The organism is Pseudomonas sp. IT-P12 (genome assembly GCF_949767465.1).
Lineage (GTDB): Bacteria > Pseudomonadota > Gammaproteobacteria > Pseudomonadales > Pseudomonadaceae > Aquipseudomonas.
On record NZ_CATKPY010000024.1, the window covers coordinates 83,279 to 96,371 of the forward strand.

At 63.2% G+C, this 13,093-nt stretch carries 12 protein-coding genes; 7 read left to right on the top strand and 5 right to left on the bottom strand.

Annotated features, from left to right (window positions below; all coding sequences use genetic code 11):
• The first annotated feature begins 3 nt into the window (after positions 1-3).
• The 3 genes from betC (at position 4) to ACM6IM_RS21305 (ending at position 4,168) form a co-directional block, all read left to right on the top strand.
• Positions 4-1,518, top strand: a complete 1,515-nt coding sequence (gene betC, locus ACM6IM_RS21295; RefSeq protein WP_414866243.1) for a choline-sulfatase — start codon at positions 4-6, stop codon at positions 1,516-1,518.
• Positions 1,519-1,534: 16 nt separating this feature from the next.
• The gene (locus tag ACM6IM_RS21300) at positions 1,535-2,455 is read left to right on the top strand and encodes a choline ABC transporter substrate-binding protein (RefSeq protein WP_192307277.1); all 921 of its coding nucleotides are present in this window, start codon (positions 1,535-1,537) and stop codon (positions 2,453-2,455) included.
• Between the two features lie 144 nt (positions 2,456-2,599).
• Entirely contained in the window at positions 2,600-4,168 is a 1,569-nt protein-coding gene (locus tag ACM6IM_RS21305) for a SulP family inorganic anion transporter (RefSeq protein ID WP_414866244.1), read from the top strand.
• A gap of 49 nt (positions 4,169-4,217) precedes the next feature.
• Here the strand turns inward: ACM6IM_RS21305 and aroE are convergent, their stop codons facing one another.
• The gene (aroE, locus tag ACM6IM_RS21310; protein ID WP_201191246.1) at positions 4,218-5,039 is read right to left on the bottom strand and encodes a shikimate dehydrogenase; all 822 of its coding nucleotides are present in this window, start codon (positions 5,037-5,039) and stop codon (positions 4,218-4,220) included.
• Positions 5,040-5,052: 13 nt separating this feature from the next.
• A complete protein-coding gene (gene hemF / locus ACM6IM_RS21315) occupies positions 5,053-5,967 on the bottom strand; it encodes an oxygen-dependent coproporphyrinogen oxidase (protein WP_201191248.1) in 915 nt (304 codons plus the stop codon).
• A gap of 179 nt (positions 5,968-6,146) precedes the next feature.
• On the opposite strand from hemF, the gene ACM6IM_RS21320 reads away from it, so the two are divergent.
• Complete coding sequence (locus ACM6IM_RS21320; RefSeq protein WP_414866245.1) at positions 6,147-7,124, top strand: NADPH:quinone reductase; 978 nt, start codon at positions 6,147-6,149, stop codon at positions 7,122-7,124.
• A gap of 87 nt (positions 7,125-7,211) precedes the next feature.
• Here ACM6IM_RS21320 and ACM6IM_RS21325 read toward each other — a convergent pair whose 3' ends face one another.
• The 3 genes from ACM6IM_RS21325 to ACM6IM_RS21335 form a co-directional block, all read right to left on the bottom strand.
• Complete coding sequence (locus tag ACM6IM_RS21325) at positions 7,212-7,769, bottom strand: L-threonylcarbamoyladenylate synthase (RefSeq protein ID WP_414866246.1); 558 nt, start codon at positions 7,767-7,769, stop codon at positions 7,212-7,214.
• 54 nt (positions 7,770-7,823) lie between these two features.
• Positions 7,824-8,924, bottom strand: coding sequence for a DNA-processing protein DprA (gene dprA / locus ACM6IM_RS21330; RefSeq protein WP_414866247.1), 1,101 nt, complete (start codon positions 8,922-8,924; stop codon positions 7,824-7,826).
• A gap of 79 nt (positions 8,925-9,003) precedes the next feature.
• Positions 9,004-10,029 carry a LysM peptidoglycan-binding domain-containing protein gene (locus tag ACM6IM_RS21335; protein ID WP_192307270.1) on the bottom strand — a complete coding sequence of 342 codons (1,026 nt, stop codon included), beginning with the start codon at positions 10,027-10,029 and terminating at the stop codon, positions 9,004-9,006.
• Positions 10,030-10,215: 186 nt separating this feature from the next.
• Between ACM6IM_RS21335 and def the strand changes: the two genes are divergently transcribed.
• The 3 genes from def (at position 10,216) to rsmB (ending at position 13,076) form a co-directional block, all read left to right on the top strand.
• Positions 10,216-10,722 carry a peptide deformylase gene (gene def, locus ACM6IM_RS21340; RefSeq protein WP_192307269.1) on the top strand — a complete coding sequence of 169 codons (507 nt, stop codon included), beginning with the start codon at positions 10,216-10,218 and terminating at the stop codon, positions 10,720-10,722.
• A gap of 87 nt (positions 10,723-10,809) precedes the next feature.
• Positions 10,810-11,769 (top strand): methionyl-tRNA formyltransferase, encoded by a 960-nt coding sequence (gene fmt / locus ACM6IM_RS21345; RefSeq protein WP_414866248.1) that lies wholly within the window; start codon positions 10,810-10,812, stop codon positions 11,767-11,769.
• Positions 11,766-13,076 (top strand): 16S rRNA (cytosine(967)-C(5))-methyltransferase RsmB, encoded by a 1,311-nt coding sequence (gene rsmB / locus ACM6IM_RS21350; RefSeq protein ID WP_414866249.1) that lies wholly within the window; start codon positions 11,766-11,768, stop codon positions 13,074-13,076. The genes fmt and rsmB overlap by 4 nt, the downstream gene beginning before the upstream one ends.
• Positions 13,077-13,093: the final 17 nt, after the last annotated feature.

The window sequence follows — 13,093 nt, forward strand, 5'->3', positions numbered from 1 at the left end:
CACATGAAGCGCAAGAACATTCTTTTCATCATGGCCGATCAAATGGCCGCGCCAATGTTGCCGTTCTACGGTCCTTCGCCCATCAAACTGCCGAATCTCAGCCGCCTCGCCGCCGAAGGCGTGGTGTTCGACGCCGCGTATTGCAACAGCCCCCTGTGCGCGCCCTCGCGTTTTACCCTGGTCAGCGGTCAGTTGCCGAGCAAGATCGGCGCCTACGACAACGCGGCCGACTTTCCCGCCGACGTACCGACGTACGCCCATTACCTGCGCCGCCTCGGCTACCGCACGGCACTGTCAGGCAAAATGCACTTTTGCGGCCCGGACCAGTTGCACGGTTACGAAGAACGCCTGACCAGCGATATTTATCCGGCCGACTATGGCTGGGCAGTGAACTGGGACGAACCGGACGTGCGGCCGACCTGGTACCACAACATGTCGTCGGTGCTGCAGGCCGGACCGTGCGTGCGCACCAACCAGCTGGACTTCGATGAAGAGGTGGTGTTCAAGGCCCAGCAGTACCTGTTCGATCACGTGCGCGAAGACGGAGACCAGCCGTTCTGCCTGACCGTATCGATGACTCACCCGCACGATCCGTACACGATTCCCAAGGCCTTCTGGAACCTGTACGACGAGACCGAGATCCCGATGCCCGATACACCTGCGCAGACCGGTCTCGATCCGCATTCCCAGCGTTTGCTCAAGGTCTATGACCTGTGGGAAAAGCCATTGCCTGTGGATAAGATCCGTGACGCCCGCCGCGCCTATTTCGGAGCGTGCAGCTATATCGACAGTAACGTCGGCAAACTCCTGCAAACACTCGAGGAAACCGGGCTGATCGACGACACCATCATCGTCTTCTCCGGCGACCATGGCGACATGCTCGGCGAGCGCGGGCTCTGGTACAAGATGCACTGGTTCGAAATGGCCGCGCGCGTGCCGATGCTGATCAGTGCGCCGGGGCAGTTCGGCGCCCGCCGGGTCAGCGCAGCGGTGTCGACCGCCGACCTGTTGCCCACCTTCGTCGAACTGGCCGGCGGCTCGCTGGAGCCGGGCCTGCCGCTGGACGGCCGTTCGCTGGTGCCGCACCTGCAAGGTCAGGGCGGTCACGACGAAGTCTTCGGCGAGTACATGGCCGAGGGCACGGTCAGCCCGCTGATGATGATTCGCCGCGGGGCCTACAAATTTATCTACAGCGAACAGGACCCTTGCCTACTCTTCGACGTACGCAACGACCCACGTGAACTGGAAGAACTCAGCCAGTCGCCGCAACATCGCCTGCTGTTCGAGGAATTTCTCGCCGAAGCACGGGCCAAGTGGGATATCCCGGCGATCCACCAACAGGTGCTCGCAAGCCAGCGTCGTCGGCGTTTCGTCGCCGATGCGCTGACCATCGGCAAGCTGAAGAGCTGGGATCACCAGCCGCTGGTGGACGCCAGTCAGCAGTACATGCGCAACCATATCGACCTCGACGGCCTGGAGCGCAAAGCACGTTATCCACAACCCTGCCAAAACCAATAATGTTAAGGGGAAGTCCATGCAAAAGTTATCCACAGTACTGACGGTCGGTCTGCTGGCTCTGGGCAGTGCGTCGGCCTATGCCGACCAGAGTTGCGAGACGGTGAAAATGGCCGACCCTGGCTGGAGCGACATCGCCGCGACCAACGCCATCACCGGGTTTCTGCTGGACGGCATGGGCTACAAGGCCAAGGTCGACACCCTCGCGGTGCCCATTACCTTCGGTGGGTTGAAGGACGGCCAGGTCGATGTGTTCCTGGGTAACTGGATGCCGGCGCAGCAGGGCTTCTACGACAAGTTCGTGGCCACCGGCGATGTGACGCAACTGGCGAAAAACCTCGACGGCACCGAATTCACCCTCGCGGTCCCGGACTATGTCTGGGACGCGGGTGTGCATAACTTTGCCGACCTGAACAAGTTCGCCGACAAGTTCGACAAGAAGATCTACGGCATCGGCTCCGGCGCGCCGGCGAACATTTCGCTGCAGGACATGATCAAGAAGAACGACTTCGACATGGGCCAGTGGAAGCTGGTGGAGTCCAGCGAGCAGGCCATGCTGGCGGAAGTGTCGCGGGCCGTTAAGAAGCAGAAATTCGTGACCTTCCTCGGCTGGACCCCGCACCCGATGAACGTGCAGCTGAAAATGCATTACCTCAAGGGCGGCGAGAAATACTTTGGAGACACCGGCACCGTGCACACCCTGACACGCAAGGGTTACGCCCAGGCCTGCCCGAATGTCGGCAAGTTGCTGACCAACCTGACGTTCACCCAGGACATGGAAAACAGCATCATGGCCGACGTGGTGAACAAGAAGCTCAGCAATGCCGATGCGGCCAAGGCCTGGATCAAGGCCAACCCGGCGGTGCTGGACAAGTGGCTGGACGGGGTGAAGACCGTGGACGGCAAGGACGCGCTGGCGGCCGTCAAAGCCAAGCTTTAACCCATTGTGTGGAAGCGAGCCTGCTCGCGATAGCGGTGTATCAGTCAGAATCACTCCATCTGATGCGCCGCTATCGCGAGCAGGCTCGCTCCCACAGTGTGTTCTGCTGATACCCTTGCGCAAAATCTCCACCCGAGAGGACCCATGGCCCTTCCAAGCCGCCATTCACTCTTCCCCTTCCTCACCTGGTTGCCCCGGCAAACCCGCGCCAGCGTCGGGCGTGACCTGATCGTCGGCCTCAGCGGCGCCATCCTTGCGTTACCGCAGTCCATTGCCTACGCCCTGATCGCCGGCCTCCCGCCCGAATACGGCCTGTACGCCGCCATCATCCCGGTGTTGATCGCCTGCCTCTGGGGTTCGTCCTGGCATCTGATCTGCGGCCCGACGGCCGCCATTTCGATTGTCCTGTACGCCAGTGTCAGCCCTCTGGCGGTACCGGCGTCCAAGGACTACATCACGCTGATCCTGCTCCTGACGTTGCTGGCCGGGATTTTCCAGTGGCTGCTGGGCTTGCTGCGATTCGGCGCCCTGGTGAACTTTGTCTCCCACTCGGTGGTGCTGGGGTTCACCCTGGGTGCGGCGGTGGTCATCGCCATCGGCCAGATGCCCAATCTGCTGGGGCTGGACGTGCCGAACCAGGCCACGGCGCTGGACAGTTTCATGATGCTGTTCCATCACCTGGGCGAGGTCGATCGACCCTCGCTGGTGCTGGGTCTGGCCACCGTCGTGGTCGGCGTGATCCTGAAAATGCTGCTGCCACGTTGGCCAACGTTGTTGATGACGCTGGTCCTGAGCGGGCTGGTGGTGTGGCTGTGGCCCTCGATGTTCGGCCACGTCGGCCTGGTCAGCGCCTTCGTTGGCCGGCTGCCGCCTTTGAGTCCCTTGCCACTGGACCTGGACATGATCCTGCGGCTGTTGCCCAGCGCCGTGGCGGTGGGGATGCTCGGGCTGGTAACGAGCCTGTCGATTGCCCGCTCCCTGTCAGCGCGCTCGCAGCAGTTGCTCGACGCCAACCAGGAAGTCCGGGCCCAGGGCTTGTCGAACATCGTCGGGGCGTTCTTTTCCGGGTCGCTGTCCGCGGGTTCCTTCACTCGCTCGGGGCTGAGTTTCGAAGCAGGCGCCTGCTCGCCGCTGGCAGGGATCTTTTCGGCGGTGTGGGTGGCGTTGTTTGCCATCTTCGGCGCCAATCTGATTGCGCACATTCCGATCCCGGCCATGGCCGGCAGCATTCTGCTGATCGCCTGGGGCCTGGTGGACCACCGTGGCATCCGCGCGTTGCTGCGGGTCAGCCGCGCCGAGTTCGTGGTCATGGCGCTGACCTGCGTCGCCACGCTGTTGCTGGAACTGCAAACGGCGATCTATGCCGGGGTGCTGGCCTCGCTGTTCTTCTACCTCAAGCGCACCTCGCAACCGCGGGTGCAGCATTGGCGCGACGGCGACGAAGACATTCTGCGCGTCGGCGGCTCGATCTTCTTCGGCGCCAGCCATTACCTGCAAGTGCGCCTGCAACGGATGCACGGCGCGCGCGTGGTGATCGAGGCGCAGCAGATCAACTTCATCGACTATTCAGGGGTGGAAATGCTGCATCAGGAAGCGCGACGGCTATTGCGCCAGGAGCGCAGCCTGACCTTGCGCGGCGCACGACCCCCGGTGGTGGAGGAGTTGAGAAAGCTGGAAGGCGCGGAGAAATGCCCGATCCGGTTTGAGGATTGATTGACGCGCAACCCCAGTGGGAACGAGCAGGCTCGCTCCCACAGGTCGGTTACAACGCGAGTTGCCGGCGCAGCTCGGCCAGCACCGGCACGGTGTCCGGTCGCACGCCGCGCCACAGCAAGAACGCTTCGGCCGCCTGTTCGGCGAGCATGCCCAGGCCATCCATCGACAGCGCCGCCCCCTGTTCCGTCGCCCAGCGACAGAACGCTGTCGGCTCCTTGCCGTACATCATGTCGTAGCAGACGGTCTTGCCCGGCTCGACCAGGCTGCCGGCAATCGGTGGGACTTCACCTGACAGGCTGGCCGAGGTCGCATTGATGATCAGGTCCACCGGCTCGCACAACCAATCGAAACCACTGGCCGACACCGGGCCCAGGTCGGCGAACAGCTCCGCCAGCAATTCGGCTTTTTCCACCGTGCGGTTGGCGATGATGACCGAGGCGGGCTGTTCGGCCAGCACCGGTTCAAGCGCGCCGCGCACCGCGCCGCCGGCACCCAGCAGCAGGATGCGTTTGCCCTTGAGGCTGACACCGGCGTTGACCGTCAGGTCCCGCACCAGCCCGGCGCCATCGGTGTTGTCGCCCAGCAACGTGCCATCGGCAAGTTTGCTCAGGGTGTTCACCGCACCGGCCCGCTGGGCACGCGCGGTCAGGTTATCCGCCAGGCGAAATGCTTCCTCCTTGAACGGCACCGTTACATTCGCCCCGCGCCCCTCAACGAAAAACGCCCGGGCAAAGTCGGAAAAATCATCAAGCGGCGCCAGCGAAGTGCTGTAGTCCAGTTGCTGGGCGGTCTGCCCGGCGAACAAGCGGTGGATCAGTGGCGACTTGCTGTGGCCAATCGGGTTGCCGAATACGACATAACGGTCCATCAGAACTCCTCGTTCAGGCCTGGGCCAACCAATCGCGATCCTGCAGGAAGTAGTCGGTCAAGCGCGCTTCCTCGCTGCCGGGTTCGGCTTTCCAGTCATAGCCCCAGCGCACCTGCGGCGGCAACGACATGAGGATCGACTCGGTACGCCCACCCGATTGCAGGCCGAACAAGGTGCCGCGGTCGTAAACCAGGTTGAACTCGACGTAGCGTCCGCGACGGAATTCCTGGAACTCGCGCTGCTTGGCGGTGAATGCGTCGTGCTTGCGGCGCTGCACGATCGGCAGGTACGCGTCGATGTAGGCGTCCCCAATGGCGCGGATGAACGCGAAGCAGGTGTCGAAGTCCCACTCGTTCAAGTCATCGAAGAACAGGCCGCCAATGCCCCGTGGTTCGTGGCGATGCTTGATGTGGAAATAGCTGTCGCACCAGGCCTTGTAACGCGGATAGACGTCCGGGCCGAACGGCGCGCAGGCCTGCTCGGCGACCCGGTGCCAGTGCACGCAGTCTTCTTCATTGCCATAGTACGGGGTCAGGTCGAAACCGCCGCCGAACCACCAGACCGCTTCTTCGCCTTCTTTTTCAGCGATGAAAAAGCGCACGTTGGCGTGGGAAGTCGGCACCTGCGGGTTGTGCGGGTGAATCACCAGCGACACGCCCAAGGCTTCGAAGCCGCGCCCGGCCAGTTCAGGCCGATGGGCGCTGGCGGATGGCGGCAGGCCGCTGCCGAAGACATGAGAGAAATTGACGCCGCCCTTTTCGATGACGGTGCCATTCTCGATCACCCGGGTACGACCGCCACCCCCGGCCGCACGGGTCCAGGCGTCCTCAACGAACCGCGTGCCGCCGTCTTCGGCTTCCAGGGCAGCGCAAATGCGGTCTTGCAGATCGAGCAGATAGGCTTTTACGGCCTCGGTGCGGGTCGTCATGTCTTCACCTTGAATCAGGGCAAAACTACGCGGCGCTCCATCGGAGCAGGGGCCGGCGCAAATGGGCGCGTAGCATAACATCGCCGGCGCCCGCGTCGCAGTTGACGAAGATCAAGCTTAGGAGTCCGATAGGGGGCTTGGCATTTCAACCCTGGTCACCAGACCCAAGGAGCATTCCGATGGCAAAGCGTGTGCAGTTCCGCACCCATGGCGGGCCCGAAGTACTTGAGTATGTGGATTACCAACCGGCCGAGCCCGGCCCGCTGCAAGTGCGCGTGTCCAACAAGGCCATCGGCCTGAACTTTATCGACACCTACTACCGCAGTGGCCTCTATGCGCCGCCGGCCTTGCCGTCGGGCGTGGGTTCCGAAGGTGCGGGGGTGGTCGAGGCGGTGGGCAGCGACGTGACCCGTTTCAAGGTCGGTGATCGCGTGGCCTACGGAAGCGGTCCGCTGGGTGCCTACAGCGATGTGCATGTGCTGCCGGAAGCCAATCTGGTGCACCTGCCGGAGGCGATCAGCTACGAGCAGGCGGCCGGTGTCATGCTCAAGGGCCTGACGGTGCAGTACCTGTTGCGCCAGACCTACGAACTCAAGGGTGGCGAAACCATTTTGTTTCACGCGGCCGCCGGCGGGGTCGGTTCCCTGGCCTGCCAATGGGCGAGAGCCCTGGGCGTGAAGCTGATCGGCACGGTCAGCTCGCCGGAGAAAGCCGCGCTGGCGAAGGCCAACGGTGCCTGGGCGACGATCGATTACAGCGTGGAAAACGTCGCCCAACGCGTACTGGAATTGACTGACGGCAAAAAGGTCCCGGTGGTGTACGACGGCGTGGGCAAGGACACCTGGCTGACGTCGCTGGACAGCACGGCGCCTCGCGGCCTGGTGGTCAGCTTCGGCAATGCCTCCGGTGCCGTGGACGGGGTGAACCTGGGGATCCTGTCGGCGAAAGGTTCGCTGTATGTCACCCGGCCGACCCTGGCGACCTACGCCAACAACGCCGAAAACTTGCAGCGCATGGCCGACGAGTTGTTCGAGATGATCATCAGCGGCAAGCTGAAGGTGGACATCAGCCAGAAATATCCATTGGCTGAAGCGGCGAAAGCGCAGGCCGAGTTGTCGGCGCGGCGTACGACGGGGTCGACCGTTCTACTACCCTGAGGACGCCGTAGCGAGCAGGCTCGCTCCCACAGGCGAATGTGAATTCCTGTGGGAGCGGGCTTTCCCGGGCGGAACGATCACGCGGTCTCAATCGGGGCGAATAACGTTGCCGGTCGCCAGGTCGCGAATCACGCTCGGGTTCTTGCGCCCACCGAGGTTGCCGCCCAGCACCCCGTCAATCTGCCCGCGGAAATACTGCTCCACACGCAGCCGGGTGCGCGCCGCCGGCCGACCTTGCGGGTTGGCGGATGTCGAGACCAGCGGCCCGACCAGCGAACACAAATCCCGCACCAGCGGATGATCGCTGACCCGCAACGCGACCGTTTCGTGCACCCCGGTGATCCATTCGGGCAACAGGCTCTGATGGGGAACCAGCCAGGTGTTCGGCCCCGGCCAGGTGCTGGCCATGCGATCCATCCACAGCTCGGGGAAGTCTTCGAAGAGAAAATCGAACTGGCGAATGTTATCCGCAACCAGGATCAGGCCCTTGTCCACCGAACGGCCCTTGATCAGCAGCAGACGTTCCACCGCTTCTTCGTCCCACGGGTCGCAACCCAGACCCCAGACCGCTTCGGTTGGGTAGGCAATCACCGCACCTGCGCGTACGGCTTGCGCGGCTTGTTGCACACGCCAACTGTTGACCATGAAAAACTCTCCGGAAAAAGGCTCTGCGCAGTTTACCGATCTTCCTTGTAAAACCTAGCTCACCCGCGCAAACCAGCGCCCGTTTTCGCAGATCGCGCGGCCGTCCATTTCCAGTTCGGTCAACGCCGCCAGCACGTTGGGCAGCGCCCAACCGCTGCTGTGCGCCAACGCTTCACTGGTGTGGGGCGCTGCATGCAACAGCGCCAGCAGCGGGTGAGTGGCTGACGGCGTCTCGGTGGACAGCGGCAGCCGCTGCCAACCGCGCAAGGCTTCAAGGATATGCTCGATGGTTTCCACCAGCATCGCACCGTCCCGGATCAACTGATGACAGCCCTTGGCGCCCGGGTGATGGATCGATCCCGGAATCGCGTAGACCTCGCGGCCTTGCTCCGCCGCCAGCCTGGCGGTGATCAACGAACCACTGGCGATGCTGGCTTCGACCACCAGCACACCCAGGGACAGACCGCTGATGATCCGGTTGCGCCGGGGAAAGTTGCCCGCACTGGGTCCGGCCTCCAGGGGGAACTCGGAAATCACTGCGCTGCCCGTCGCCACCATGGCGTCCGCGAGCCGGCGGTTGCGCTGTGGATAAAAATTTTCGAGCCCGGTGCCCAAGACACCGATCGTTCGCCCGCCCACGTCCAGAGCGGCTTGATGCGCGGCGGCATCGATCCCCAGCGCCAGTCCACTGGTGATGACAAAACCGGCGCTGGCCAGGCGGCGGGAAAAGGCGGCGGCGGTGTCCATCCCCGGTCGCGATGCACGGCGGCTGCCGACCATTGCCAGTTGCGGTTTTTCCAGGATGTCCGGATCACCCGCGACAAACAGCAACGGCGGTGCATCGCTGATTTCCGCCAGCAAGGCGGGGTAGTCAGGCTGGTCCCACATCCGTAAATGCTGGCCCGGACGCTCCAGCCAGGCCAATGCATGGCTGGCGCCATCGCGCACCTCACTGCTGCGCCGGGCCTCTGCGCAAACCGATGGCAGGCCCAGCGAGCGCCAGGCACTCGCCGGTGCGCCGATGGCTTTGGAGGCCGAGCCGAAGGCTTCGAGCAATTTCCTGAAACGCGCGGGGCCCAGTTCCGGCAAGCGGTGCAAGCGCAGGCGGGCTTCCAGTTCCGCAGGGGAAACCGGTGTAACGGCAGACAGCGACATGGATCATCCTTGATCGTTATAAGTCCCGAGCACACGGGAACAAGCTGTGGATAACTCTGTTGGTAACTTGTGAAGCAGGCTAAGGATTGCGCACCTTGTCCATCACCGCCAATGAGCGCGAGGCGTTGAGCACCAGTCCATAGCTGAGCTTGTCGTAGGTGCGGAAAACCATGAGCAATCCGGCACGTTCATCGGGAATCTTCAACGGCTGGCCGGTGATCCGGTCCCGCACGGTTTCGCCGGTCTTCATCACCACCAGCACGTTGCCTTCGGCCAGGCCGTCACGCTGGCCCTTGTTGAGCGTGACCACATCCAGCGCACCGATCTGCGTGACCCCGCGGGGTACATCGATGATCAGGCCGTTGATATCGCTGGCCGGCGCACTGGGCATGAAGGTCGAATTGATCGATCGCTCCTCGCTGCTGAACAGGCGATCGCCCAGGCGCACTTCCTGAGTGGTGCGTTGCAGGGCGAGGGTGGCGACATCGCCTTCGGTGGCGATCACTTCCCCACCGCCGATGTCGTCGGCGTTGATTCCCAGAAACTCCTTGCTGTCGGGGTCGGTGTAGACCTTGCCCTGGCGGAAGATGCCGTAGACCGGATGGTTCTGGTCAAAATGGCCGCGGGCGAAGATCCGATCGCCGGTGCCGCTGAGCACCCGCTCGGCATCACCGGCGACGATGTAGGGCGCCTGGTCGAAATCCTCGACCTTGTCGACGATGCGGTTGCTCAACAGAAAACTGTTGATGGCCTGCAGCGGAATGCTCGGGATCGCGTCGGCCACAGGGGAGCTGCGCACCCGTGGCGACAGCTTGATGGTGCCCCGGGAGGCCCCGCGGTTCAGGGTCAGGCGCGGCTGGCCATCGACGTAGACCAGCGACAGCACATCGCCTGGATAGATCAGGTTGGGATTCTGGATCTGTGGATTGACCTGCCAGAGTTCAGGCCACTTCCACGGCTCACGCAGGTATTTGCCGGAGATGTCCCAGAGTGTGTCACCCGTGACGACCGTGTATTGCTGTGGAAAACCTTCCCTGAGCTGCACTTGCCCATGCGCGAAACCGGCCGAGGCCAGAAGGAGCAGGGCGAGTAGTGATTTCCTCATGCGGTGAATCCCTTTATTATGTGCGTTCGCGTGAAACGCCAGAGCCTTCGTGGCCCGCTCCCGGCTCACTATTGAGACCTTCTCATTATTAAGAAAAGGGAGCTACGTTTTACAACGGTAGCCGGCATCTTCAGACCCGCCAGGCCATCGACCCGACTTTACCTCACACGTGCATCAGTTGAGCTTATGGCCATTTTAGACATCCTCGAATTCCCCGACTCGCGCCTGCGGACTATCGCCAAACCCGTGGCCGTAGTGGACGACGAAGTGCGTCAGTTGGTCGATGACATGTTTGAAACAATGTATGAAGCGCCGGGCATCGGCCTTGCCGCGACCCAGGTCAACGTGCACAAACGTATCGTCGTCATGGACCTCTCCGAAGACCGCAGCGAGCCGCGGGTGTTCATCAACCCCGAGTTCGAGCCCCTGACCGACGAGATGGAGCAATACCAGGAAGGCTGCCTCTCGGTACCGGGCTTCTACGAAAACGTCGATCGCCCGCAAAAGGTCAAAATCAAGGCCCTGGACCGCGACGGCCAGCCTTACGAACTGATCGCCGAAGGCCTGCTCGCGGTGTGCATCCAGCATGAATGCGACCACCTCAATGGCAAATTGTTCGTCGACTATCTGTCCAGCCTCAAACGCGACCGAATCAAGAAGAAACTGGAAAAGATCCATCGCCAGAACGCTTGATGCCCTCCTTTCAAAGGCTTGCTGCGGCAAGCCTTTTTCTTTTGCGGCTGATTTGTAAATGACTGCTTCGTAAAATGAGAACTCTCCATGACTGAGCCACTGCGCATCGTCTTTGCCGGCACCCCGGAATTCGCCGCCGAACACCTCAAGGCCCTGCTCGACAGCCCTTACGAGATCATCGCGGTCTACACCCAACCGGACCGTCCGGCGGGTCGCGGGCAAAAATTGATGCCCAGCCCGGTCAAGCAGTTGGCACTGCAACACAGCATCCCGGTGCTGCAACCGCCGACCCTGCGCAACGAAGAGGCCCAGGCCGAACTGGCGGCGCTGAAACCCGACTTGCTGGTGGTGGTCGCCTACGGCCTGATCCTGCCCCAGGTGGTGCTGGATATTCCGCGCCTGGGTTGCATCAACAGCCACGCGTCGCTGCTGCCACGCTGGCGCGGGGCGGCGCCGATCCAGCGTGCCGTCGAAGCCGGCGACAGCGAGAGCGGCGTGACGGTGATGCGCATGGAACTGGGTCTCGACACCGGACCGATGCTGCTCAAGGTCACCACCCCGATCAGCGCTGAAGACACCGGCGGCAGCCTGCACGACCGTCTGGCGCAAATCGGCCCACCGGCGGTGATCCAGGCCATCCCCGGTCTCGCGGCCGGCACACTGGAGGGCGAAGTGCAGGACGACAACCTCGCCACCTACGCGCACAAACTGAACAAGGATGAAGCGCGCATCGACTGGAACCGTCCGGCCATCGAGCTGGAACGTCTGGTGCGCGCCTTCAACCCCTGGCCAATCACCCACAGCACGCTGAACGGCGAAGCGCTGAAGGTGCTGGCCGCCAGCCTCGCACCAGGCAAGGGCCAGCCGGGGGAAATCCTCGACGCCAGCAAGGACGGGCTGATCGTCGCCTGCGGCGAACAAGCGCTGTGCCTGACTCGCCTGCAATTGCCCGGTGGCAAGGCGCTGAACTTCAGCGATCTGTACAACAGCCGTCGTGAGAAATTTGCCGTCGGCACCCTGCTCGGTCAAGCGGCGGACGCTCGATGAATCCACGTCTGGCCGCCGCCAAGGCACTGGCCGCCGTCCTTAACGGCAAAGCCTCACTCAACAGTTCGCTGCCGACACAACTGGACAAGGTCGAGGATCGCGATCGCGGCTTCACCCAGGACCTGGCGTTCGGCACCGCGCGCTGGCAACCGCGCCTGTCGGCGCTGGCGGCCAGGTTGTTGCAGAAACCGTTCAAGGCCGCAGATGCCGATGTCGAGGCGCTGTTGCTGGTCGGCCTCTATCAACTGCTCTACACCCGCGTGCCGGCCCATGCCGCCATCGGCGAGACCGTCGGTTGCGCCGACAAGCTGAAAAAGCCCTGGGCCAAGGCGTTGCTCAACGCCGTGTTGCGCCGTGCCCAGCGTGAAAGCGAAGCGCTGCTGGCCGAACTGGAACACGACCCGGTGGTGCGCACTGCGCACCCGCGCTGGCTGCAAAAATCCCTGAAGGCGTTCTGGCCACAGCAGTGGGAAGCCATTTGCGCGGCGAACAACGCTCACCCGCCGATGATTCTGCGGGTCAATCGTCGCCATCACACTCGCGAGGCTTACCTGGGGTTGCTGGCTGACGCCGGCATCGCCGCCACGGCGTGCACCTACAGCCGCGACGGCATCATTCTTGAGGTCGCCTCCGACGTGCGCGGCCTGCCAGGGTTCGCGCAAGGCTGGATCAGCGTGCAGGACGAAGCCGCGCAACTGGCCGCCGACCTGCTTGACCTCGCCCCGGGCCAGCGCGTGCTCGACGCCTGCTGCGCACCGGGCGGCAAGACCTGCCACATGCTCGAAGCCGAACCTGGGCTGGCCGGTGTGGTGGCGGTGGACCTGGAAGCCAAGCGCCTGGTGCGAGTGCGGGAAAACCTCGAACGCCTGGGCCTGAGCGCCGAACTGATCGCCGCCGATGGCCGTGACACTGCAGCCTGGTGGGACGGCAAACCGTTCCAGCGCATTCTGCTCGACGCACCGTGCTCGGCCACCGGCGTGATCCGCCGCCACCCGGACATCAAGCTGACTCGCCAAGCGCAGGACATCGCTGCGCTTGCGCAACTCCAGGGCGAGTTGCTCGATGCCCTGTGGATAACCCTGGAAGTCGGCGGCATCCTGCTGTACGCCACCTGTTCCACACTGCCGACCGAGAACACCGAGGTGATCGAGGCCTTCCTCGCCCGCACGGCGGGCGCCCGCGAACTGGACCTCGCCACCACAGCCGGCGTCAAGCAACCTCACGGTCGCCAGTTGCTGGCCCAGGAAGGTGGCCACGACGGGTTCTACTACGCCAAGCTGATCAAGACCGCCGCCACACGCGGTTAACCGGTTTAAGGGAGTGA

Coding starts and splice junctions, on each gene's coding strand:
- def (WP_192307269.1), top strand. CDS start 10,216: ATGGCCATTTTAGACATCCTCGAATTCCCCGACTCGCGCCTGCGGACT.
- ACM6IM_RS21320 (WP_414866245.1), top strand. CDS start 6,147: ATGGCAAAGCGTGTGCAGTTCCGCACCCATGGCGGGCCCGAAGTACTT.
- rsmB (WP_414866249.1), top strand. CDS start 11,766: ATGAATCCACGTCTGGCCGCCGCCAAGGCACTGGCCGCCGTCCTTAAC.
- hemF (WP_201191248.1), bottom strand. CDS start 5,967: ATGACGACCCGCACCGAGGCCGTAAAAGCCTATCTGCTCGATCTGCAA.
- dprA (WP_414866247.1), bottom strand. CDS start 8,924: ATGTCGCTGTCTGCCGTTACACCGGTTTCCCCTGCGGAACTGGAAGCC.
- betC (WP_414866243.1), top strand. CDS start 4: ATGAAGCGCAAGAACATTCTTTTCATCATGGCCGATCAAATGGCCGCG.
- ACM6IM_RS21325 (WP_414866246.1), bottom strand. CDS start 7,769: ATGGTCAACAGTTGGCGTGTGCAACAAGCCGCGCAAGCCGTACGCGCA.
- aroE (WP_201191246.1), bottom strand. CDS start 5,039: ATGGACCGTTATGTCGTATTCGGCAACCCGATTGGCCACAGCAAGTCG.
- ACM6IM_RS21305 (WP_414866244.1), top strand. CDS start 2,600: ATGGCCCTTCCAAGCCGCCATTCACTCTTCCCCTTCCTCACCTGGTTG.
- fmt (WP_414866248.1), top strand. CDS start 10,810: ATGACTGAGCCACTGCGCATCGTCTTTGCCGGCACCCCGGAATTCGCC.
- ACM6IM_RS21335 (WP_192307270.1), bottom strand. CDS start 10,029: ATGAGGAAATCACTACTCGCCCTGCTCCTTCTGGCCTCGGCCGGTTTC.
- ACM6IM_RS21300 (WP_192307277.1), top strand. CDS start 1,535: ATGCAAAAGTTATCCACAGTACTGACGGTCGGTCTGCTGGCTCTGGGC.